Here is a 24,448-nt window from a genome sequence, read left to right on the forward strand (position 1 = left end):
TGTTTATCTATCTTTTAACCCAAAGCTTGTTTTGCTTTTTGAGCTTTTATTTTTTCATAAGTACTGTTTCTAATTGGAAACCTTTTCTTGTAGGTCAAACATTTCCAACCCCATTCTAATGGACCAAACTTGAAATACTTCAACCAATAATAACTATAACCTACTTGGAAGGCATAAATAAATACAGCCAAGATAAATATTGGAGCCAAGTTTAATTGTCCGCCTAATCCAAAACCAACTCCGTAGAAAATGACGATACCGATAAAAGTATGAGATAAGTAATTGGTAAACGACATTTTACCTACAGCTGTAAGCGGGAAGAAAATAGTCTCGCCCCATTTGGTGTAATAAATGATCGATAACAATGAAGCATAGGATAATGCTAAACAGATCTGTCCAAAGACCATGATCGCTTTAAAGAATAAATCACTTGGAGTAGAGGCGAATAATGCCATAGAACCTCCAATTTGATAACCGATAAAGTGACTTATTGCACCTACTGTAAAGAAACCAATAAATACTTTCCATGATCTGCCTGTTTCTGTAAAGAAGTTTTTAGACTGTAAGTAAAAACCTAATAAAAACAAGCCTAATACTTTAAATGGTCTACCTGAAGGAAGGAAATCAAACCATCTCCACATCACATTATGTAGGTTCTGTTTTAAGGCAACTAAAACATTTCCACTTTCAAAAGCAGCAACAACAGATGCAGGATCTTGATCGATATATGTTTTCTTAGCCAATGATTGTTCAGGTGTCATCCAACCTGGCGCAATCATCATCACTATGACATCAATTAGTAATGGGACTGCCATTAAACCTATTGACCAAGCTAAGATTTTATTCGATGGTAAGTTTCTGAATTGTATAAAGACAAATGCCATCATACCATAAAGCATCAAAATATCACCCGACCAGAAAAGCATATGGATAAATCCAAAAAGGATTAAAAATCTCAATCTTCGCTTATATACTTTTAAAAATGCCTCCTGATTATCTCTTTGTCTATCATATTGAAGGAAGAAACCCACTCCAAATAATATAGAGAAAATACTATAAAACTTCGTATCAATAAAGAAGCTTAATAAGGAATATAAAGTATCGTTTAATTCATGATAAGGTAATTGTTCTAAAGTGCTAAATGGTGTAAACTTAAATAAACTCCAACTTAGGATATTTGCGAAGAGAATACCAAGAATGGCAAATCCTCTTAAAGCATCAATAACGCCAAGACGCATTTTTCCGGTAGTTGGTCCGATAGTGGATGGTGTAGTTTTTTTCATTAATGCAGTTATTATGTATAAAATCGAAATGATTATGTTATTTTTATAAAGGCACACTTAAATATTGCGATGATGAGCAATGTGTTCAGGTGGCATGTTTGAGGTGTAAGAGATATTTCAAACATTTTTATATCAGTACTTATTGAATCGGTAACTCACTTCACTTAGTTACAATTCAAATGTTAACATAATTCTTGCTTTAACAATAATGAAGATCTTGAGAGTTAATTTATCAAATTTTAACAAAATATACATCCTATTATTATTTTGCGTTACACATATTTCAGTAGCTCAAGAAACAGAAAAAAGATATTTAGATACCTCTTTTTGGACAATATGGAATGTCGATTATCAATTAAATAATGGAGATTCTGTCTTCTTCGAAGGAAATACAAGATCCTCAAATTTTGATAGTTATATTGTAGATGGACTAAAGATGAATAGAGCACATGTGATGTTGGGGTATGCTCATAAACTGACTCCAAAACTATATATTGGAGCATCTATTCGTTCAGTGTTTGAACCTAATTGGAATGTTTGGTATTACAGAGGTTTCTTACAACACAATGGTCAAATTGGTGGATTACTTGATTTCCAAAAAAGATTACAATATGAATATATTTCACCAAATGAAATAGAAGACAAACCAGGCGACCGTTCTGATTTTGGTCGTTTTGGATTTTGGGCGATGTTAGGAAAAAGTTTCCCTATAGGAAATGCAAAATTTAGAGGTGAATTTTCATATGAAATTTTTGTTCATACCAATGATGAATCCACAGAAGAAAGATTAGTTGATTTATCTCGATTGAGAATTGATTTTTATTATCTGCTTAATGAGAATATTAGAATAGGAGCATTTGCCATGAGAGACACTCAGTTTTTCTTTGCTCCAGCTACTTTGCCATCATATGATGAAGATGGAAATATTGTACAACCCGCCAAGCCTGAAAGAAATCTTAATTTAATCACACCAGTTTATGGGTTAACTTTTAAATATAGTTTTAGAACAAAAGAAGATTGTAATTGTCCTGGAGAAGGAAGAGAAAAGAGAAGGAAAAAATTAATGAAAAAATAACCCACGCAATAATACGTGGGCTTCAGAATGTTTACTACTTGATAATTACTCGATAGAAATTATTTAAGTGATCTACCAAAGACTAAGTTCTTTCTTTGGATTCTTTCGAAATCAGATTTTCTTAAGGAGAACATTCCTTTTTCTAAAGCTGTATAATAATTCTCATAAGCTTTTTCTAAATCACCTTTTCTTAAATGATAATCACCCAATAATTCATAAGCTTCAGCATTGTCGTTAATCGCAATGGAAGCTTCAATCCATTGTTTTGCTAATTCAATATCAGCATTCCAGTTGATGTTGTAAGATGCAGCCTTGTTAAGGGTAACCCAATCTGATTTATCTGCATTATTCACCATTTTGATTAACTTAGACATTTTATCAGATGCAGGTCCTTCTGCTGTTTTAGCAAAACTTGTAAATGTAATTAATGACACTAGGACGATAGAGAAAATAGTTTTCATTTTAATTTGTATTTAAGAGTAAGTAATCTTATAACCAACAGATTACAAGAGAATAAAGAAAATTAATTTGACACATTTACAATTATTCGATATCTGTGCCAAAAAATTGTAATCGACAGTAAATCAAATAGTTATAATCAAATTAATCGATATGGTACAAAAAAATACTGTTCGAAATCGTTCGTTATTTTCGAAAATGTTCTATTTTTAAATGTTTGAAAATACTTTATTAGCTAATCATACATGACTCAAATAAACAAATCTGCAAGTGTAGCCATTTTGATCGTTGTCATTGTTGTTTCACTTATCTACCTTAAAAGCATTATTGTACCTTTAATCTTAGCTGCAATCTTCTGGCTTATTGTCGTAGAAGTACGAACAATGATAAGTAAATTGATCTCTCTAAAGGATGCTAAAATGCCCGTTTGGCTTCAAAACCTTTTTGCTTCTATCATGATCTTTAGTATTCTATTTGTTGTGGTAAAGCTTCTAAGTCTAAGTATCCAAAACTTATCAGAAAGCATGTCACATTACGATGGAAATCTTCAGAAAATGGAAGATAAAATCAATGCAGTTTTTGATATAAACATTACCAAGTCATTAAATAAAATGGTGGGGGATACAAACTTTACATCTTTATTGAGAACCGTATTAAGTTCAGTAACCGATCTATTTGGGAATGCTTTTACCATACTTTTATATGTTGTTTTCCTATTGTTAGAGGAGAGTGGGTTTGGTCATAAGATTAGAGCAATGTATCCTGAATCGAATGATCAAGAGAGTGTTATTAAACTATTAGAAAGAGTTAGTAAGACTGTATCAAGTTACTTAACACTTAAGACATTTGTGAGTGTTATTACAGGTGTGCTCAGTTATTTTGTTTTACTATTTGTAGGTATAGATGCTCCATTTTTCTGGGCAGCAATAATTTTCTTGTTGAACTATATACCAACCATCGGTTCTTTGATTGCTACCTTATTCCCATCTGCTTTTATTGTTATTCAAACCGGAGAACCATCTGTTGGCTTGTTAGTCTTGATAGCTGTTGGAGCTATTCAGGTTGTAATAGGTAACTTTGTTGAACCAAAAATGATGGGTAATTCTCTTAATGTAAGTGGCCTTGTCGTGCTAATAGCATTGGCTTTTTGGGGAACACTATGGGGGGTGATAGGAATGATTCTTTCCGTTCCAATAACTGTATTGATGATAATAGTATTCGCCGAATTCGAAAGTACTAGAAAAATTGCCATTTTACTTTCGGAGGATGGAAATATAGGGAAACCTCAGATTAGAAATCTCGAAGGTAAAGAGTAATTGATAAAAACGATTATATATATTATAAAAAAATCCGTTACTATGACTTACAACCATGGTAACGGATTTATTTTATAATTTTTCTTTGTTCTTAAGAAGCAATACTCATTAAATAAGCACAAATCATTGCTCCATAAGTTCCTAAAGCGTAACCTAAAACAGCCAAAAGTACTCCAACAGGAGCTAATGATGGATGAAAGGCAGAGGCAATAACAGGAGCCGAAGCTGCACCACCAACGTTAGCTTTACTTCCAACCGCTAAGAAAAAGAAAGGAGCTTTAATCAATTTGGCTGTTACTATCATAATAATCACGTGAATGGCCATCCAAACTAATCCAACGGCTAATAGACCAGGATTTTCCATCGTTTTAGTAACGTCCATTTTCATACCAATGGTTGCAACTAATATATAAATACAAACACTACCAAGTTTAGAAGCACCATAACCTTCCAGTTCTTTGGCTTTTGTAAAACTAAGTGCAACACCTAAAGTGGTAGCAATAAGTACCAACCAAAAGAATTTATTACTCAATACACTAGTAGAAGGATCTGCTACTATTCCTGAAATAAACGTACTTAAATGATCAGCAGAGAAATGTGACAAACCTACAATACCAAAAGCGACACCTAATACCACCATATAGTTAGTTAGGGTAGGATTTTTAGCAATACTGTTTTGATAGGCCTGTACTTTTTCTTTGAGCTCTTCAATTGCACTAACATCAGCTCCCAACCATTTATCTATTTTCTTTGTTTTTCCGATACCCATTAATAGAATAGCCATCCATATATTAGCTACAATAATATCAACAGCCACAATACCTGAATATAATGACTGATCATATTTATAAATCTCTAACATAGCTGCTTGGTTGGCTCCTCCACCAATCCAACTACCCGCCAAAGTTGCTAATCCTCTCCATGCTTCCTGAAAACCAACTCCATTAAAAGTTTCTGGATGAATGGCCGATACTATAAGTATGGCAATTGGTCCACCTATTACAATACCAACTGTTCCAGAAAGGAACATGATAATACTCTTTGTACCTAGGTTAAGAATTCCTTTTAAATCAACACTAATAGTCATTAATATCAAACTGGCAGGGAGGAGGTAATTCTTTGCCATTGTGTACAATTTTGAAGTCTCTGGTGAGATCACATTTAATGTACTCATTATTGATGGTATCAAATAACACATCAAAAGGGCAGGAAAAATCTTATAAAACTTTACCCAAGGTCCTGTTTTTAAAGAAGAAGTATAAAATACAAAAGCAAGAATAGCCATTAATAGCCCAAAAACTGAAGCATCATTCTGTAAAAGGGGAGACATTTATATATGTTTTATATGTTCAAAATAGGTTACAAAAAAAGGAAGAAATCCTTTACAAACCTAGGTTTATACATCAAATGATGCTTTTTTATGTTTCAGTTTAAACTATTTGCAAGTATTTACAGATGAGTACTTGACAATAATGAAATGAAAGAATACTTTTGTGAATGAATAATCATTCATTAATTATTCAACAACTAAAAACAAGTATTTATTTAATCAGTTTACAATGAAACTAAAGGTGTTCATTATCAATCTTCTGATAATTACCGCAGGTGTTCAAATAGCTTACTCTCAGGAATTAAACAGGAGAGAGCTGGCAGAAAAAGCTGTGAATTATTCTCATCTGTTAAAGATCAAACGAAACGACATCAAATCTACGTATTATGATAAACAGAGAGCGATGTACACTTACATTCCTAAAGTGGGAGTGAGAGGTGGATATGCTTATCTGTTAAATGATTTGACGATCAATCGAGACATTACTGATTTAAAAAGTAATGGAGCCAACTATTTAGGGGAAGCCCATCAAAATGTGATTAACGGAATTGGAAACTCAGGTTTACCACCTCAAGCAATTGGTATCATGACTCCAATAGTCAATGGTGTTTTCCAAAACATTGGTGGAATGATGACACAAATGCCAAACGAGTTATCTGTTTCCCTAAACGATAATCATTTATGGTTTTATGATGCCTATGTAGAGATGGTGATATTCTCTGGACTTCAAGCACCAAATTATGCAAAAGCTGCAGAAGCGAAAGCGAAAGCACAGGAAGCCATGCTTGAAAAAGACGAGCATGAAATCATTATCGAAGTAATGGATTATTACGATAAGCTTGCTGTGATAGAGCAATCGATGAAAGTATTAGAAGAATCTCAAAAGAGATTAGACAAGCAAACTCAATTTGCTGATAAGGCGAAAGAAGTGGGTTTGGCAACAGATTATGACTTAAATAAGATTAGAATCGCCGAAAAAGATATTGTAGCAAAACGTATAGAACTAAATGCAAGCAAAGATCTAGTACTTCAGAAATTAGAACAACTAACGGGTTCATCAAAAGATGAGTTAGGGCAAATTTCTCCAACGCTTGATATTTGGTTGGTTGATGAAAATGAAATCAATTTAGGAAATAGAGCAGAAATTAAAGCAATCGATCATTCCATTGAAGCTTTAGAAAGAAAGCATAAAGCAGAACAATTTACTGCACTTCCTCAAGCAAAGGCATTTGCCCATGTTGTTCAAGGAGCATCGAATAAAACATCTGTAGATCCGGTGCCATTTGTAGGTGTTGGAATGCAATGGGAAATATTTGATGGTTTACAAAGAAAAAGAGAAGTTCAAAAATCAGCTTTAGCGGTTTCCTCTATGAGAGAGAAAAAGCAGTATGCGGACGAGATGGTACTTCTTGATTTCGAAAAAAAGAAAATGGATTGGAAAGTAGCTACTCAAATGGTTGACGTAGCTCAACAAAAATTGGATGGGGCCAAGACAGGCTTAAAGATTAGATCTGAAGAATTAAAAAATGGATTGGTGGATATAAATGATATGTTGACTGAAATCTCAGACTATGAAAAATACCAATTAGAATACATTCAATCTTTAGCCAAGCAACGCCATACTGCTATTGCATTATTAGACGCTATGGGTGTTTTAAATATCGAACATATCCAAAATTAGAATCAAAATCATGAAAAATATATATACTGTTGTTTTAGGAGCTTTATTATTCACTGCATGTTCCGAAAAACCACAACAACCTCAACAATATAAAGGGAAAGTAAAAAAAGAAGTGGTTTATGTTGCTTCTAAAGTTCCTGGTAGAGTGGTGAAAATGAATGTAGAAGAAGGTCAGAAAGTAAGTGAAGGCGATACTCTTGCGGTTATTGATCTTCCTGAAGCTGAAGCTAAATTGGACCAAGCATTAGGTGCAGTTAAGGCAGCGAAAGCACAATATGAAATGGCTTTTAATGGGGCAACTAAAGAACAATTAGAACAAGTTGATGCAGCTTATGATGCAGCCAAAGAACAATATCAATTCGCAGAAAAAAGTTTTAAGAGAATCGAAGAGATGTACCAAGATTCTTTGATTTCTTCTCAGAAATACGATGAAGTTCGTACAAAGTACTTAATGGCAAAAGCCAAATACGAAGGTACTGAAGCGAAGAAAAGAGAAGTGGTTTCAGGTGTTAGAAATGAAAAACAAAGAATGGCTTTAGGTCAGTTAGAAAGAGCAAAAGGAGCCTTAAGAGAGGTGAACATTGCACTTTCAGAAAGATATATTTTAGCACCAAAAGCAATGAGAGTAGAATCGATTTCCTTACAAGAAGGAGAGTTGGCCTTACCAGGATATTCTATTTTTACAGGCTATGCAGATAATAGTACTTTCTTTAGATTCGCAATGTCTGAAGAGGAAGTATTAAAATATAAATTGAACGAATCGGTTACGATGACTTCCGCTTTTGATAAATCAATTGTTGTTAAAGGAAAGGTAATCAGCATTAAAGAAGAAATGTCTTATGCTACTCGTAAATCGATGAATCCGAATTATGAAATTGACCAATCGTTATATGTGCTAAAGATTCGTCCTGCTGATATGAAAAAAGCAGAAAAGCTTTTAACGAATACCACTTTTGTAATGCCAAAAAAATAAGGTGATGAAAGAATTAAAAGCATTTTACACCTTAGTGAAAAGAGAATTGAGAATGTTCTTTAAAAATGATGTGCTTATTGCTGTCTTTTTTGGAGCACCTATTTTCTTCGGTTTATTGGTAGGGTATACCTATCAACAAGCCTCGGTGAAAGATTTGAGTATCGCCGTTATAGATCATGATAACTCACCTTTGAGTCATAAGATTATCGATGCTTTGGATGAAAACTTTTATCTAAGTGTCAATCAAGTATCTTCAAAGGAAGAAGATATTAAAGACGATCTACCATCTTTCGAAGCAATTGTAAGGATTCCTGATGGCTTTGAAGGAGATATCAATTATAAACGTCATCCTCATATTCAAGTAGAGGTGAACGGTGCCAATATGATTACAGGTAACTATGCGAATATTGGTATCAGAACTGTATTAGGAACTTTAAACGCTGGTATTGAAATTCTAGGTTTACATAAAACGGGGATTCCATTAGAAACAGCCAAACAACAATGGGAGGCATTTTCTATTGATGATACAAGGTATTTTAATGCCACTTCCAATTACCTTACTTTTATTTGGCCAGGTATTATTGGTGCAGTAATGCAACAGGTGTTCTTGCTTGCCATGGCACTAACGTTTAGTAAAGAACATGAGGAAAATACTTTTGGAGAAATTTCAGCAATCACTAAAAATCCATTAACCGTCTTCTTTTCTAAAGCGATTCCTTATTGGTTGATTGGTATTGCATTATGGATTGGACTTCAATTGACGTTATTCCCATTATTTAAATTACCAATGCCATCAAATTATGGTGTCTTATTGATATTAACCAGCGTATTTATCTTGTCCTTAACATGTTTGGGGATTTTAGTCAGTTGGTTGTTACCATCACAATTAAAAGCTACAGAGGTTTTGATGGTGATATCCACTCCAAGTTTTATTCTTTCTGGATTTACATGGCCACTTGAAGCCATGCCGGAATGGATTCAACATATATCGAGTGTCATCCCATTAACACATTTCCTTCATGCTTTAAGAAAGGTGCTTCACTTTAATGCTGATATGCAAAGTGTGCTACCAGATATTCAAAATATGTTGATCATCACCTTATTTTCAGCGATAGTGATGTTAATCTTATTGTTTAAAAAGTTAAAGAAAAAAGTCGAAATAAATTAAATAGTTGATCCAAAAGAATATTCACCTTCTAAAATTATTTAGGAGGTGTTTTTTTATATTTTGATTTCAAAATTCACCCATTGCTTATTATCCCAAATGTCAGTGTGAGATAAATTAGTTGTATTATAAGGAGGAGTTAAAAAGATCATTCCATTGCCATAAAAATTAAATTGATGGCTTACTCCATTCGGAATATCTTTAACATTAAATCGTTTCTCGTAAGTATCATCAGTTACTTTTTCCATTAATACTCTATCTTTTCCTTCTGGTAAAAAAGAGGCATATAAATACATATTTTTAAAATTGAACTGATCGGCAGTGGTTCTTTCCCAGTAAGTATATAAATCTGTTGGGTGTACAGTCACATAGAAAATGATTTCATCTCCTTCAATTCTATATCCATTTATGTGATTTCTATTAGGTACATGATATGTGAAATTATAATGTCGAATACCAGAATAATGTCCCAGCTTATTAAATGCATAGAAAGGAGGGTTCACCCAATAATCATTCACGATAAATTTAAACTCTCCCCAATTATTAATATTTTGATCCAATGGAAAAGCTTTATAAAAAATATCTCCTTTCCGTTGTAATTCATAGTATTCAGTCCATTGGTTAAAGCTTCCAGCCACTTGTACTTTTTGAATCACATCAGGATCATAAAGTACTTTTATCCCTTCATTATCATTGATAGTTGAATATATACTCGGATCAAAAATGAAATAGATAGAATCGTTCTCCACTTTATAGCCTACTTCATATTCCGTATCAATAATATATAGAGACCAAATGATGTAAGATCTTAATAATTCATTTTCCCGGAAAGGTTCCATATGAAAGTTTTTCGATTGGTTATAATTCGGAGTAGCAGCATATTTATTATTGATTATAAATAGAAACTCACCGCCAGACGGAATAATTTCCGATTTAGAAAATGTTATTCTCCAGTTTTCTCCATCTTTCTTTAATAAATAACGATCGTCGACTTTATATTTATTAAACGTACCAACTAAGTGGACTTTCTGAATATCTATATTTTCCTTTCTTACAAAGTATTTATCATAATCATTAAAATTGGGAGTTTGAGGGTTTTCAAAAAACGCAGTCTCTTCTAAATCAATAAAATTGATGATTTTGTTTCTATCTAAAACAAAAGAAATACTGTCATCAGTGAGCTCAAAGCCGACAATCTCATCACCTTGTCTGTATAAAAGTTGATTATGACTGTCTTGACAACCCAATAAAAATATCAACGATATGATAAATAAATATCTCATAATTTCAATCCCTTAATAATTAAATTTCCTTGGGTAAGACTATTGATAATTTCTTGTTTATTATTTCTACTTAATGTAATCATCTGATCACCAACAATTACACAATTTCCTTCTATGGCATCGACCGCTTTTTTATTGACAATAAATGATTTTTGAACTTTTATAAAATCATCGGATAGTTTCTCTTGAATTTCTTTTAGTGTTAAATAAGTGATACACTCGCTTTCAGCAGTTTTAATCTTGATGTAATTGTTTTGAGCCTCAATGTATTGAATGTCATCACACCAAATCTTTTTGATCTGTTGGTCAACTTTGATATAAATAAACTCCAAAGGTTCAGTAGCAATTTTTTGATGTGCATCTTTCGCCTTTAAGCAACTTTTATAGAATCGATCAAACGAAATAGGTTTTAATAAATAGTCTAAAACATTGATTTCATATCCTTCTAAAGCATATTCAGAATAAGCTGTAGTTAGAATCATAATTGGAGGATTTGATAAAGTTTTGAGCCAATCAATTCCTGATAAGTAGGGCATGTTAATATCACAAAAACATAAGTCTACTGTTTGATCATCTATGATTTCTTGTGCTTCCATAGCAGATTTAGCTGTGGAAATTAATTCTAAAAATGGAACTTGTTCAACATAACTCGCAAGTCCTTCTCTAGCTAGTTCCTCGTCGTCTATAACAATACATTTGAGTTTAGAATTTGATGTTGGCATAATAGATATTATTTAATTGAAGAGTTTTAAATTCATGGGCATCACCAAAGAGTAATTGTAGTCGTTTTTGAATATTAGACAGACCAATACCACTATATTTCTTGTCTTCTTTGATACTTACAGTACTCTCATCTACAGAGTTACGTATTTCAAAGACACAGGAATTTTCTTTTTGTTGCAAATACAGGTGAATAAAATTTTCTTCTTTCTTCTTTTGAGAGACATATTTCATGGCATTTTCAATTAAAGGAAGAAATAAAAGGGGAGGAATCATGAAGTTTTTGTCTTCAATTTCAATTGTTTTATTAATCACTACATCTTCTCTTTTACGAGATTCTTGTATTTTAAATAGGTGATTTAAATAATCTACTTCCTTTTGAATAGGAACAAAGTTTTGCTCACATTCATATAACTGATAACGAAGCATATCGCTTAAAGTCATTAAAAGCTGTTGAGCTTCTTTTGGGTCTTTAACTATCAGCCAAAAAATAGTATTGATGGTATTAAATAGGAAGTGTGGGCTAATTTGTCCTTTTAAGAAGTTGAGTTCAGCCTTTGTTTTTTCAAGGATGAGTTGTTGTTTATTTTTTAATTGTTTGAGGTGTTCGAAAACTATCTCAATACCTGCACCAACACCAAAAGGGAAGAAAACGACAATAAAGTCGTCTACTGTAATGGTAACTCTTTGATAGGAAGGGATATAATAATTCCATTTTAATTCCCAAAGGATAATGTTATATAAATACACTAAACCTATGTAACCAAGAATTAATAAGGCAATGGCTATTGAGAATTTTTTAGCATCAATTAATTTGATACAAAAGTAGACAATACTAACAGATCCTAAACATAAAACAATGGAAGTAATTAAGTCAATACTCATTATATGATATAAACCCAACCATTGTCCTTGTTGACCAAAAAAGTCATTATAAATATACAGAAGAAAGAAAACCAATGTATATATGAAAATAGTAAAAAAATGAGTCCTGTTAATATTCATGTTTAGTTAATTTTCTTCCTTCTGTATACTTTGTGTAAAATAATTTGATATGAATTGAATGGTGTTGTATTGCAATTTATATCAAATTATTGAAAATTCTTATTCGAAACTGTCATCAACCGATACTAAGGAACAAGCATTGGTAGTTAATGCTTTATAGTATTCATTTTCAATTTCTGAAGAAGTAATATCGACCTGATATACTAAATTACTCTGTATATCAGGAGAACTATACTCAACAATATAAGAATCTGCAGTCAAAGTAGAAGTTAAATTAAATGTATAATACAAACCATTGGAGTTATACCTACTTATAGTAGCCTGATCTATAATAGTTTTTTCTGCGTCACTTTTTAAATACATTCGAACTTGAATATTTTCAACAGCTTCACAGGTAAATCTTTCTGCATTGTCTTCAATCAATAGATGTATAACGCCAGTTTTTTCAGTGTCATCTAAATTTACTCCATTGTTATCGCCTAAAGAAATAGGAGTAATTCCTCCAGCACCGTCACCTTCAGAAGCACATGAAACAATAAATAAAGATAGAATTAAGATAGCAATAATGTGATTAATAGTTTTCATAAGTAGTGGGTTAAAGAAATAAAGTCATAAAAAGTAAAATAATACAAACGGCTTGATTAGATATATCAAATTGATCCGTTTGTAAATACAAATTTACCTGAGCTCATTTAATTTAAATAATAGAGCTCAGGTATTTATTATCTTTTATTCGCTATAATTAGCTACACAAGAGTTGTAATTAATGATGATTCTTTTCGATTCTATCGCTTCTTCATTTATAGCAGCCCATCCAATAGTTTCATCAGTAACTGTGTTCTTGAATGATATACTTACTGCATTTGGATCTTCAATAGTATTTAAATCATCTGTATTAAATTTAGCGAAATACGTATTATTTTGTTGTCCCGCAGTTTCAGAAGAAAACTCACCTTTTAGAGTAGTTACAATAAATAATAAGTCATTGTTTGCTGTACAGTATCCAGTTGTATCTACCAATGAAATATAGATGTTTGGATCTTCTTCTTCATCACCAGCATTTGTAGCATCATCATTGTCATCTCCAGCATTTAAACCAATAGGCACGATTCCTCCATTTGCAGCATCATCAGATGCACAAGAAAACATAAATAGAGAGGTAAAGAGGACAAAGAATAGTTTTAATAGAGTGTTCATAATTAAAAATTTTATAGAGTAAATGTTTCGTTATTTTCAATATTTAAATCTCATTAATATCTAGGGTAATTGATATTATTTTTGGTAAACTGCAGATCTGTCGAGGTGAAATGCAGTAGGTGTTATTGTTTTTTACTATTACCAGTTTCACAATTCTGATAAGGGAAATATATGTCGTTATCATCAGTGGCACTATTATCTACATAGAGTTTCTGACTTCTTAATGTATTATGTGAATTAGGTAGATGTAGTTTCATTGTATACACCCCATTGGGAATAAAATCACGAATAATAATAGTTGCTTTACCATTTTTGGTTTCCACATTTCGTTCAAAAGTCTTTATATTTTGTTCTGAAATAATTGATAAAGTCAAACGTTCATACGAATTACATTCTTTGGTTAAAGGGTGTAATTCAATATTATAAGACTTTCGATTAGGCTTATTACTTGTGGATGAATTCGATACATTTGAACTGTTTCCTACTTGTCCAGGAGGTTGACCTTGATAGAAATCAGGGGAGGGCTCACTTAACATTAGGTCACATGAACAAAAGCATAGGAGCAGTATTCCCCCTAATACTTTTACAATAGTTTTCATAAATTATTAATAGTTAATCGGGTAAAAATAGGTTTAGGATACAAATTGAGACTGTTACAACCTCAAGTTCGTTTTTAAACTAAGTAGCCTTGAGTTATCGATGCAATTACTTTTTTCTTTAAAGGTCGACTGATGTTAAATAGGTTCTCGTTGACTACAACAGCATTTCCTTCAATTGCTTGAACAAAACTTTTATTGACAATAATTGATTTTTGAATTCTGATAAACTGATGTTGAGGTAAAATAGCTTCAGCTTCTTTTAACTTCATCAGGGTAGTATATTTTTTCTTCTTCGTATTAATATGAATATAATTATTCTGAGCTTCTATAAAGATGATATCATCAAATGGTATTTTATTTATTCTATTTTCTGATTTCACAAACAAAGATTTTGATGATGCCACTGAGTATCGAGCATCTTTGGATCGCTTAATTTTATTGGCAGCTTTATAAAATCTTGTGAAATTTAAATCATAAATAAAATCCAAAGCATCATTATCAAATGCATAAGCAGCATCACTTAATTCTTTAGATAAAAGAACAAATTTAGGCGGAATACTTTTTGATACAATCCAGTCTAACCCACTTATATAAGGCAAGTCAGAATTAATAAACACCACATCTAATAGATGAAATGATTGAGAACTATCGGCCTCTAAAGGAGAAGTATAGGTTTCCTTTAATGATAAAAATGGCACTTTATCAATAAAATGTGAAAGCTTTTCCTGATTGCCTATATCAGCATCAAGAATACCGCAATGTATAGATAAATTGTGATTAGGGTTGGGCATTACAAAAAATAGTTTCTTATCAGCAATGGTAAAGATTTAGGGGTAAAGGCTGATAAATGATTTAATTAATTTTACAATAGTAATACTTATGACAATGAGATGATAATCAATACTTTAAATTAGGTATAAAAATAGGGAATCAAAAGTAAAATTTATGAAAAGCAGTAAAATGTGTGTGAAATGCAAAAGGAACATTGTAAAATGTTCCTTTTGATTTTCTTATCTTAATTTTGCTTTCCTGCAAGCAAATATAAAGCGGCCATTCTAGTAGCGACGCCATTTTCAACTTGATCGAGAATGATGGCATTTTCACAGTCTGCAACATCAGAAGTGATTTCCACACCACGGTTAATTGGTCCTGGGTGCATCACGACAATTTCCTTGTCAAGTGATTGTAATAACTCTTTATTTAACCCAAAATGTTGTGAGTATTCTCGTACTGATGGGAAGTTTTTCACAAGCTGGCGTTCCATCTGAATACGAAGCATATTGGCAACATCACACCACTCTAAAGCTTTCCTTAAATCATGTTCTACGCGAACACCTAATTGATCGATGTATTTTGGAATTAACGTATGAGGTCCACAAACCATTACTTCTGCACCTAATTTTTGAAGGGCAAAGATATTGGATAAAGCCACTCTTGAATGAAGAATGTCTCCTACAATAACAACTTTCTTTCCTTCAACAGTACCCAAACGTTCGCGAATAGAATACGTATCCAAGATGGCTTGAGTAGGATGTTCATGTGTGCCGTCACCTGCATTTAATATAGTCGCATCTATATGATTGGCAAGAAAGTGAGGGGCGCCTGGGCTTGAATGTCGCATGACAATGATATCTACTTTCATGGAAAGGATATTATTGACAGTATCCAAAAGAGTTTCTCCCTTTTTTACAGAACTACCACTTGATGAAAAATTGATTACGTCAGCAGAAAGGCGCTTCTCAGCTAATTCAAAAGATAGTTTAGTTCGAGTTGAGTTCTCGAAGAAGATGTTGGCGATAGTGATGTCTCTAAGAGAAGGAACCTTTTTGATCGGTCTATTAATGACTTCTTTGAACTGATCAGCAGTAGAAAATATCAATTCTAAGTCTTCTCTTGTAAGGTCTTTAATTCCAAGTAGGTGTTTCGTACTTAACATTATGTATATATATTTCTATCTCTTTTTCTGAATCTAAAAAAAACGGCCATCTATTGAAAGCCGTTAATATCTATTGGTTGATAAGCCATAAATTATCATCATCATGACCTTCTTCCTTCCACTCTGCAGTGATATATTGTGATTGTATAGAATTGACTACCTTGCCAACATAAGTTGGTTCGATTGGTAAATCGCGACTATACTTTCTGTCGATTAAACAAAGTAACTCAACTTTTTGAGGTCTTCCGAAAGCCATCATAGCATCTAATGCGGAACGGATAGAACGACCAGTGAAGATGACATCATCTACTAAAATTACTTTCATATTTTCAATAAGAAAAGGAATTTCAGTCTTACTTGGGGTAAGGATATTTTCTCTTCTACGGAAATCGTCTCTATGGAAAGTAATATCCAATTGTCCACAAGGGACATCGATATTCTCCATCTCCTTAATTCTTTGTCTTATTCTCTCTGAAAGAATAATTCCTCCTTGTTGCAACCCAATTATCACAGTGTTTGAAAAATCACCGTGGTTCTCTATAAGTTGCTGACTCAATCTACTGATGGTAATGTCCAGTAGCTGTCCGTGTAATATGCTTACTTTTGCCATTATATCTTTAGAAATTCAACAGGATTAGTTGCCTATTTATTCTATCTTACAAGTTTACAAATTTTCTCTTAAATTGCTGTAAAAACCTTGCATATTGATGAGTTCTTTTAACGAATTACAATGTCTGAATAAATGATGCTTCTCTTCTTTTGTTTTTTGAGCAAGTTCTTTGAAGTCGATAAAAACCATATTTTCAAGTATTTGCTCCTCCATTTCAGGATCGTGACCAATTTTTAGAGACCCACCCGTTTTTTCGACTAAAAAAAATAATTCAATACCATGTAATGGGAGATCATGGAACTCATGAGTAAATAAATGCTTTTTTAATTCAATTTCTAATCCGGTCTCTTCTAAAAATTCCCTTTTCAAAGCATCATCGACTGTTTCTCCATATTCTAAACCACCACCAGGAGGAGCCCAGAAGATACCATTCGGACCAATACCTCTGTGAACAGCCATCAAAATTTTTTCTCCTTCAACTAGCACTCCACAGACTCTTACCCTTAGTCTGTGTCCAAAAGTTTGTTCTACAGCTTTGTCATTTTTCATGACCTCGAAATTAAATCAAAGAAATGAGAATAAAAAAAAGTACTCGATTGCTCAAGTACTTTTTAGTTTAGGTGTAAATTGAGAACTCCTCTTTCTATATTTCCTTATAAAGTGTAAGTTCCATGTTATCAGCCTCAACAGCTAACGTTTTTGTCACAGGATTTCCCTTGCTATCAAAATACGTCATCTGATAGGTTTTATTTTTATCCAAATAGAATTGTAAAATATCATTCATGTCTTTTAAAGGACCTGCTGTTTTACCACTTTCAATGATTTTCCTATCGGCAGAAATTGTCACTTCAGTTTCCACACGATTATCACTAATTAAAGTACAAGCCTTATTTTTGAACATTTTGATTCTTACGGCTACTTTACCTTCCTTACCCACATTTTGAGCTTGTTCTTTGTGCCAAAGATCAATATATCTATCCGTTACATTATGTGCATGAACGTATTTAATATCGTAATCCCAAACCAATGGGAAATCGTATTGAGCGGGTTTCCATGAGGAAGCATAAATCCAATGTTTTGGGTCTTTAGTATCTGCCACACCTGCGTCTGCCAAGAACCATGATTTATCTAATCCAGATGGATAATATTCAGTGAAATACCATTGTCCCTTTAGCCACACTTCGTTCCAGTTATGGTTGCCTTCTTTAGTTGTCCAGTTTGGTGTACCTGCTAAACGTGTTGGAATACCTACACTTCTAAAAGCATCTGCTAATAATACAGATAAACCAGAACAAGAAGCTAAACCTTGGTCAATCGACTCATAAGGTGATTGATCTGGCTTTTCTCTTTCTGTAGAATATTTTACTTTCACCACATCAATAATTGTATCATTAATAATGGTAATTGCCTCTTCCATAGTTTTGCAATCTTTTACGATAGGAGCGAAACGATTGTAGAAATCTTCCCTCCAATCATCTCTTCTTTCGTTCATTAAAGCATATGGAAGAACATCATTATAAAATACAGAATCTGGAATTTCATTCCCCCAAGGGAATTCGTTTTTTGCCTTATACGCTAGATTAACGTTCTTAATTAGATATTCGGCAGATAATGTTTTTAAATCTCTCTCAGGCATATAGGCAATCAAAAAAGCCATTGCATTTACCTTATCCGGTGACATTTCATCAATTGCTAATTGTAGTTCAGCTTTGTTTTCTCCAGCCTTATTAAAAGCGATGTTAAGGTCTTCTACGTATTGTGCATCAATTTTTTTGGATGGAGAGCATCCAAAAACGAATAGTAAACTCGACAATACAAGTAATAACTTTTTCATTTTCATTGATAATAGGTTCAAATAATACTGTAATCTACAATTTATTCGTGTTTTTGAGTGTTTATGAATGTTATTACTTATTAATAGCCTATTAAAAAACAAAAGATGCACGTTTGTGCATCTTTTGTTAAAGTATAAAATGTTTTTATTAAAGTACTTCTGCTATCAATTCGTCTAATTCTTTGGAATCAGGAGCGGGAGCAAAGCTATTAATTAATTTCCCGTTTTTATCGATTAGTATAAAACGAGGAACAGTGTAGACTTTATAATTACTGTAAAACTGATCTACTTTAGAAGTCCAAATATTATTTTTAATCTCACCTGAATAGTCAATATAGTCTTTCCAATGTTGTTGATCACGATCTACAGATAAGGAGATGATTTCAATATCTTGCCCTTCGTATTTCGACTTTAAAGCTTTAATATCTTTTATTTGTTGATTGAAATTCTCATTCCAAGTAGCCCATACATTAATATATACTACTTTCCCTTCATGATTCTTTAAGTGAAATATTTCTCCATTCGCATCGAATGCATGAATTATAGGGGCAACATTTCCATCTTTCATAGTGGAATTGTTTTTCAAAATTGCGATTAATTCTTCTTTATGAGAGTAGCTGGGGTAATCGTGAAGGAATTGGTATAAAGAAGCTTCGTTGTTGTCTTTTAATCCTTGTGTATTAATGGACTCCGAAATTGTAGATGCAACGAACATTTCTTTTAAACGAGGTTCAATATCTAAATTTTGAAACTCATCTGTTCTTAAGTCATAATAAAATTCACCTGCTAACTGATAGATCTCGTCATTAAGGAACATCAAGTTTAAATAGTTCGGAATGTAATACGACAAGTAATTGAAATTCTCATTGTAAAGTTTTTCAATAACATCAATATTAAAGTTTTGAATGTCATATTGCTGTGGAATGCTGTACTCTTCTTGTCGACCATAACCCGTTTGTATTGCATGCTTGATATGTAAAAATGCCGCATCAAGTGCAATCATTTCTTTTATTTCTAATTGTTCTTGTTGGGTTAAATCGGTTGGAATCTCTTTGATTAAATCACTTTTTAATTGAGATATTTTTGATTCTAGTTCATCCTTTTGTGTATTTCTAAGAATAGTGTTTTCCAAGAAGTGATCAAACTTAGCTTGTATGTTAAATACACTTTGATTGTACTTTCCTAGGTCACCTTTAAAAATAAATTGATTATTTTCTTCTCGAATAATTTCACTTGAACTTGATGGAGTAGCATAAAACTCTATTTCTAAATCACCATCTTTTAAAGTAATAAACGCATTTTTATCAATTGTATAATGAATTAGATCTCCCTCTCTTGTTGATGGTATTTCAATTTCAGAATGTGATAATGCACTGTTCATTACTAGTTTTATATCACTTGAGTTGGGGTTTTGATACACTAGAGAATTTTCCTTTTTAGCACAACTGAAAAAGAAAATCATCAAAATAAAAAAATAGCAGTTTTTCATGTTTGCTTGTTTTTATTATAAAAGAATTATGGTATATGGTGAGTAGTAGAATTATTATGCCAATTTTTATAATTATCTGAACATAAAAAAACGGATGCATTTTAATGCATCCGTTTTCAATATCATTTAGGAAATGATTAAACCACCACGTTTACAATTTACTATTTCGAGATGATTATCATCTAACTGTTCTGAAAATTAAGTATAAAACATTGTGAACTTTCTTATTATGTAATTTTGTAACTTATAGCAAAGAAATATCACTATTGAACATAAAACCCTCAGAAGTAATATTATCTATCTAAGGTTAAACAACTTTTAAATCAGATAAGAACATTTTTTTATAACAACCTTCTAAGGTTGAAGTGTTTCACCTTATAAGGTGAGTGGTAGTCACATTAGGAGGTGAGACTATATCACATGAAAAGGTGAGGGGGAATCACCTAAGCTATTTTAATTATATGATCTCGTCAATGATGATTCTAAATCATGTAATTAATATTTTTATTAAGGTGGCTAATGATTATTAGTTATCAAATTTATATAATGATGAACTTAAAGCATAGATTACGTTTATTATGAATACCTATCTTCTGACAATATTATTTCTTAAGTTATTAATAAATACTCAGTTCATAAGTTTAAATCAATTAGAGCTAAAGTCGAAAACAAATCTCCATTCAATTTTGAATAGTATTGTACGTTATTCTAAAGATGATATTGATTCGTGTAGAATGTATAAGATATCAATTCAGAAAACCCCAGAAAGCTATAGAGAGCATATTTCCAATGCGGAAAGCGTGTATATTACTGGGGTAAATGATTCTTTGTTATGGAATGGAGATGATTTTTCTACAATTATTGGTTATGTAAAAAAAGGGAATATCATATTCATCTTTATAGTTGATAATGAGTTGAAAGAAGAGGTTTTGAACAATGTCCTAAAGGCATCACACTTAAAAAAGTCTATCAATATAAAAATTGGTAAGCAAGAGGATGTAGTTCAAGATGATGATTCTATTTTTGGTTTATGGTGTAAATATTATTATAAAGATGCAATCTTTACTTCAATAGATAATAAACAATGCTATAATAATCAGGAAGTTTTTAATTTGGAACATTAAATTTTAGTATATGGTATTTATTAAAATACTTCTCATCAATTTATTAATACTCATCACCTCTTTGGTGTATTCACAAGATACTCAGTATTTAAAGATGGAATTGAATGAATACACTATTCCTCATGACTTGAAAGAAAAACTATTAGAGCTAACCAAACATTTACGGCCTGAGGACAAAAAACTTATTTTCTTTTTTAATGAATCTAAAAAAGAAGGGGATATACAGTATAATGTGTCAGGATCTTATGGTATTTATCAAATAGATGAACATAAAATTCAAGGTTTTTTTAAAGTAAATGACAAATTATTTCTTCTGTCAGAAGTCCCAAGTCATTTAAGTTTGAACATCAATAATAAACAAGCAGTTAAAGTAGAATTATTAAAAGAACAACAGGTTTTTGATGCTTATATTGATGATCTTCCTTATTGGATCCTTGATTATAAGGATAATAAACTAAGGTTTACTTATACACCGTATTCAATGAACTAGTGTTAATTGAATACATAACATTGATTTGGGTTTGATTAAACAAAAAAGACTGATTTTGAATACCACAAAATCAGTCTTTTAATATTCTAAAGAATAAATAATTAAACCACCACGTTTACAATTCTCTTTGGAACAAAGATGAATTTCTTGATAGGTTTATCCTCTATCCATTTTTGAACTATTTCATTCGCAAATACGGCCTCTTTCGCTTCTTCTTGAGAAATATCAATTGGTAAGTCCAATTTCACTCTCATCTTACCGTTGATTGATACAGGGTAAGTATGTGAAGCTTCAACAAGCAACGATGCATCAAACGATGGGAATTCTTCAGTCACAATCGACGTTGATTTACCCAAAGCTGTTTGCCATAACTCTTCAGCAATGTGAGGAGCGAAAGGAGATAAGATGACAAGTAATTGCTCCAATACTTCTTTCTTATGACATTTAGCAGCAGCTAACTCGTTTACACATACCATGTAAGCAGGAACTGTTGTGTTTAAGCTCAAGCTTTCCATATCTTCACCTGCTTTCTTGATCGTCTTGTGTAAGATCTTCAATTCTTCAGGAGTTGCTTTTCCATCAACCACTAATAATTCACCAGCGTCGCTGTAGAATAATCTCCATAGCTTACGAAGGAATTTCCAAACACCGTCGATACCTTGCATCGACCATGGCTTCGATTGCTCAAGTGGTCCTAAGAACATTTCGTATAAACGAAGTGTGTCAGCACCATATTTCTCAATAACTACGTCTGGATTCACTACATTGTATTTCGATTTTGACATCTTTTCTACAACGTGACCACAGATGTATTTACCGTCTTCCAAGATAAATTCAGCATTAGCATAATCTTGACGCCATTGCTTAAATTTTTCAGTATCCAATATATCATTCTCTACGATGTTTACATCAACATATAACGGTTGAACATCATAGTCTTTTTTCAATCCGTGAGATACGAATTGGTTAGTACCTTTTACTCTGTAAACAAAGTTTGAACGACCTTGGATCATACCTTGGTTTACGATTCTTTGGAATGGCTCTTCATGGTTGATGAAGCCCATGTCGAACAAGAACATGTTCCAGAATCTAGAGTACAATAAGTGACCAGTTGCGTGCTCAGTACCACCAACATATAAGTCTACTTGATTCCAATATTCAGCTGCTTCTTTCGATACAAACGCCTCTTTGTTTTGAGGATCCATGTAACGTAAGAAGTACCAAGAAGAACCTGCCCAACCTGGCATTGTTGTTAATTCGTAACCGAATTTACCATCAAATTTCCAGTCTTTAGCATTTCCTAGTGGTGGATCTCCTTCAGGAGTAGGTAAGTACTTCTCTACTTCTGGTAAATCCAAAGGAAGTTGCTCGTCTGGAACCAATTGAGGAATGCCGTTTTCATCAAAATATACTGGAACTGGCTCGCCCCAATAACGTTGACGTGAGAATACAGCATCACGGATACGGAAGTTTACTTTCGCTTTTCCTTGACCTGCTTCTACTAATTTATCGATAGCAACTTTGATCGCCTCGTCTGACTCTAAGCCATTCAAGAAACCAGAGTTGATCATTTTACCTTTTTTGACTTCAGTTGGATCTTCCATGTCTTCAGTTCCTTCAATCACTCTTACGATTGGTAAATCGAAGTGATTGGCAAAACGGAAGTCACGATCATCTGATGAAGGAACGGCCATAACAACACCTGTTCCGTATCCAGCCAATACATAATCAGCAATCCATAGAGGAGTTTTTTCTCCAGTTAATGGGTTGATAACGTATGAACCAGTAAATACACCAGAAACTGTTTTTACATCCGATTGACGCTCTCTTTCTGATCTGTTTTTAGCAGTTTCAACATAAGCATCCACCGCTTCTTTTTGCTCTGCTGTAGTTAATTCAGGAATTAGCTCATGTTCTGGAGCAAGAACTACATAAGTTACACCAAAAGTAGTATCTACTCTTGTTGTAAATGCAGTTAATGTGATGTCTTTATCAACTACTTTAAAGTCGATTTCACATCCAATAGATTTACCAATCCAGTTACGTTGCATTTCTTTCAATGCATCCGACCAGTTCAATCCATCTAAGTTATTTAATAGACGATCAGCGTAAGCTGTAATACGCATCATCCATTGTTTCATTTTCTTACGCTCAACTGGATGTCCACCTCTTTCAGAAACACCATCTTTTACTTCGTCGTTGGCCAATACTGTACCCAATGCAGGACACCAGTTGACCATCGCTTCAGATAAGAAAGTTAAACGGTACTGAAGTAAAACTTCAGCTTGAGATTTTGCATTGAATGATTTCCATTCGTCAGCTGTGAATTGTGTAGCGTTATCATCACATTCAGCATGGATACCTTCAGTACCGTTTGCTTCGAAGTGTGCTACTAATTCAGAAATGTCTTTTGCTTTGTTAGCATCCTTGTCGTACCAAGAATTGAACAATTGTTGGAAAATCCATTGTGTCCATCTGTAGTAGTCAGGAGATGATGTCTGAACCTCACGATCCCAATCGTAACTGTTACCAATTTTGTTGAATTGGCTTTTGAAAGTACTGATGTTTGACTCTGTTGTAATTGCAGGGTGCTGACCAGTTTCGATCGCATATTGCTCTGCAGGAAGACCAAAAGAGTCAAATCCCATTGGGTGAAGCACATTAAATCCTTTCAGTCTTTTAAAACGTGAAACGATATCCGATGCGATATATCCTAGAGGGTGACCTACGTGAAGACCTGCTCCTGAAGGGTATGGGAACATGTCCAATGCGTAATATTTTGGCTTATCAGAGTCAATATCTACTTTATAGATATTGTTGTCTTGCCAGTACTTTTGCCATTTCGGCTCAAAATCAATATGGTTGAATTCAGACATACT

The 24,448-nt window shown here is 32.9% G+C and carries 23 protein-coding genes; 7 read left to right on the forward strand and 16 right to left on the reverse strand.

Features of this window, described 5'->3' with window-relative positions; all coding sequences use genetic code 11:
* Positions 1 to 14: 14 nt before the first annotated feature.
* A complete protein-coding gene (locus MY04_RS03895) occupies positions 15 to 1,283 on the reverse strand; it encodes a DUF418 domain-containing protein (RefSeq protein ID WP_084005755.1) in 1,269 nt (422 codons plus the stop codon).
* Positions 1,284 to 1,491: 208 nt separating this feature from the next.
* On the opposite strand from MY04_RS03895, the gene MY04_RS03900 reads away from it, so the two are divergent.
* Positions 1,492 to 2,358, forward strand: coding sequence for a DUF2490 domain-containing protein (locus MY04_RS03900; protein ID WP_066206618.1), 867 nt, complete (start codon positions 1,492 to 1,494; stop codon positions 2,356 to 2,358).
* 59 nt (positions 2,359 to 2,417) lie between these two features.
* On the opposite strand, the gene MY04_RS03905 is transcribed toward MY04_RS03900, so the two are convergent.
* The gene (locus tag MY04_RS03905; RefSeq protein WP_066206621.1) at positions 2,418 to 2,819 is read right to left on the reverse strand and encodes a hypothetical protein; all 402 of its coding nucleotides are present in this window, start codon (positions 2,817 to 2,819) and stop codon (positions 2,418 to 2,420) included.
* A gap of 243 nt (positions 2,820 to 3,062) precedes the next feature.
* On the opposite strand from MY04_RS03905, the gene MY04_RS03910 reads away from it, so the two are divergent.
* Positions 3,063 to 4,133: an AI-2E family transporter gene (locus MY04_RS03910; RefSeq protein ID WP_066206624.1), complete on the forward strand. Its 1,071-nt coding sequence runs from the start codon at positions 3,063 to 3,065 to the stop codon at positions 4,131 to 4,133.
* Between the two features lie 91 nt (positions 4,134 to 4,224).
* Here the strand turns inward: MY04_RS03910 and MY04_RS03915 are convergent, their stop codons facing one another.
* A complete protein-coding gene (locus MY04_RS03915; protein ID WP_066206626.1) occupies positions 4,225 to 5,463 on the reverse strand; it encodes a DUF819 family protein in 1,239 nt (412 codons plus the stop codon).
* Positions 5,464 to 5,692: 229 nt separating this feature from the next.
* Between MY04_RS03915 and MY04_RS03920 the strand changes: the two genes are divergently transcribed.
* Genes MY04_RS03920 through MY04_RS03930 form a run of 3 tightly spaced genes read left to right on the forward strand, consistent with a single transcriptional unit; the run spans position 5,693 to position 9,285 of the window.
* A complete protein-coding gene (locus MY04_RS03920) occupies positions 5,693 to 7,144 on the forward strand; it encodes a TolC family protein (RefSeq protein WP_066206628.1) in 1,452 nt (483 codons plus the stop codon).
* Between the two features lie 10 nt (positions 7,145 to 7,154).
* The gene (locus MY04_RS03925; RefSeq protein WP_084005756.1) at positions 7,155 to 8,117 is read left to right on the forward strand and encodes an HlyD family secretion protein; all 963 of its coding nucleotides are present in this window, start codon (positions 7,155 to 7,157) and stop codon (positions 8,115 to 8,117) included.
* A gap of 4 nt (positions 8,118 to 8,121) precedes the next feature.
* On the forward strand, positions 8,122 to 9,285 hold the full coding sequence (locus tag MY04_RS03930) for an ABC transporter permease (protein ID WP_066213025.1): 1,164 nt from the start codon (positions 8,122 to 8,124) through the stop codon (positions 9,283 to 9,285).
* Between the two features lie 53 nt (positions 9,286 to 9,338).
* Here MY04_RS03930 and MY04_RS03935 read toward each other — a convergent pair whose 3' ends face one another.
* From MY04_RS03935 to MY04_RS03990, 12 genes are all read right to left on the reverse strand, one after another.
* Positions 9,339 to 10,565, reverse strand: a complete 1,227-nt coding sequence (locus tag MY04_RS03935) for a glycogen-binding domain-containing protein (RefSeq protein WP_066206633.1) — start codon at positions 10,563 to 10,565, stop codon at positions 9,339 to 9,341.
* Positions 10,562 to 11,287 (reverse strand): LytR/AlgR family response regulator transcription factor, encoded by a 726-nt coding sequence (locus tag MY04_RS03940; RefSeq protein ID WP_066206636.1) that lies wholly within the window; start codon positions 11,285 to 11,287, stop codon positions 10,562 to 10,564. The genes MY04_RS03935 and MY04_RS03940 overlap by 4 nt, the downstream gene beginning before the upstream one ends.
* Positions 11,268 to 12,170 (reverse strand): sensor histidine kinase, encoded by a 903-nt coding sequence (locus MY04_RS03945; protein WP_158297547.1) that lies wholly within the window; start codon positions 12,168 to 12,170, stop codon positions 11,268 to 11,270. Before MY04_RS03945 ends, MY04_RS03940 begins: the two co-directional genes overlap by 20 nt.
* Before the next feature lie 219 nt (positions 12,171 to 12,389).
* Positions 12,390 to 12,875, reverse strand: a complete 486-nt coding sequence (locus MY04_RS03950) for a hypothetical protein (RefSeq protein ID WP_066206642.1) — start codon at positions 12,873 to 12,875, stop codon at positions 12,390 to 12,392.
* A gap of 144 nt (positions 12,876 to 13,019) precedes the next feature.
* Entirely contained in the window at positions 13,020 to 13,487 is a 468-nt protein-coding gene (locus tag MY04_RS03955; protein ID WP_158297548.1) for a hypothetical protein, read from the reverse strand.
* A gap of 122 nt (positions 13,488 to 13,609) precedes the next feature.
* On the reverse strand, positions 13,610 to 14,086 hold the full coding sequence (locus MY04_RS03960) for a hypothetical protein (RefSeq protein WP_158297549.1): 477 nt from the start codon (positions 14,084 to 14,086) through the stop codon (positions 13,610 to 13,612).
* Positions 14,087 to 14,160: 74 nt separating this feature from the next.
* Positions 14,161 to 14,877: a LytR/AlgR family response regulator transcription factor gene (locus tag MY04_RS03965; RefSeq protein ID WP_066206652.1), complete on the reverse strand. Its 717-nt coding sequence runs from the start codon at positions 14,875 to 14,877 to the stop codon at positions 14,161 to 14,163.
* A gap of 224 nt (positions 14,878 to 15,101) precedes the next feature.
* Complete coding sequence (locus MY04_RS03970; RefSeq protein ID WP_066206655.1) at positions 15,102 to 16,022, reverse strand: aspartate carbamoyltransferase catalytic subunit; 921 nt, start codon at positions 16,020 to 16,022, stop codon at positions 15,102 to 15,104.
* A gap of 70 nt (positions 16,023 to 16,092) precedes the next feature.
* Complete coding sequence (pyrR, locus tag MY04_RS03975; protein WP_066206658.1) at positions 16,093 to 16,632, reverse strand: bifunctional pyr operon transcriptional regulator/uracil phosphoribosyltransferase PyrR; 540 nt, start codon at positions 16,630 to 16,632, stop codon at positions 16,093 to 16,095.
* Positions 16,633 to 16,686: 54 nt separating this feature from the next.
* Complete coding sequence (locus tag MY04_RS03980) at positions 16,687 to 17,181, reverse strand: NUDIX domain-containing protein (RefSeq protein ID WP_066206661.1); 495 nt, start codon at positions 17,179 to 17,181, stop codon at positions 16,687 to 16,689.
* A 94-nt stretch (positions 17,182 to 17,275) separates the two neighbouring features.
* Positions 17,276 to 18,466 (reverse strand): transglutaminase-like domain-containing protein, encoded by a 1,191-nt coding sequence (locus MY04_RS03985; protein ID WP_066213028.1) that lies wholly within the window; start codon positions 18,464 to 18,466, stop codon positions 17,276 to 17,278.
* A 148-nt stretch (positions 18,467 to 18,614) separates the two neighbouring features.
* Positions 18,615 to 19,955 carry a TlpA family protein disulfide reductase gene (locus MY04_RS03990; protein ID WP_084005758.1) on the reverse strand — a complete coding sequence of 447 codons (1,341 nt, stop codon included), beginning with the start codon at positions 19,953 to 19,955 and terminating at the stop codon, positions 18,615 to 18,617.
* A gap of 734 nt (positions 19,956 to 20,689) precedes the next feature.
* Here MY04_RS03990 and MY04_RS03995 point away from each other — a divergent pair.
* Together MY04_RS03995 and MY04_RS04000 are read left to right on the forward strand one after the other, a co-directional pair.
* Entirely contained in the window at positions 20,690 to 21,079 is a 390-nt protein-coding gene (locus MY04_RS03995) for a hypothetical protein (protein ID WP_158297550.1), read from the forward strand.
* 10 nt (positions 21,080 to 21,089) lie between these two features.
* Entirely contained in the window at positions 21,090 to 21,569 is a 480-nt protein-coding gene (locus MY04_RS04000) for a hypothetical protein (RefSeq protein ID WP_066206667.1), read from the forward strand.
* Positions 21,570 to 21,670: 101 nt separating this feature from the next.
* On the opposite strand, the gene leuS is transcribed toward MY04_RS04000, so the two are convergent.
* On the reverse strand, positions 21,671 to 24,445 hold the full coding sequence (gene leuS, locus MY04_RS04005) for a leucine--tRNA ligase (RefSeq protein WP_066206669.1): 2,775 nt from the start codon (positions 24,443 to 24,445) through the stop codon (positions 21,671 to 21,673).
* Between the last annotated feature and the right edge of the window lie 3 nt (positions 24,446 to 24,448).

The organism is Flammeovirga sp. MY04, assembly GCF_001682195.2.
GTDB lineage: Bacteria > Bacteroidota > Bacteroidia > Cytophagales > Flammeovirgaceae > Flammeovirga > Flammeovirga yaeyamensis.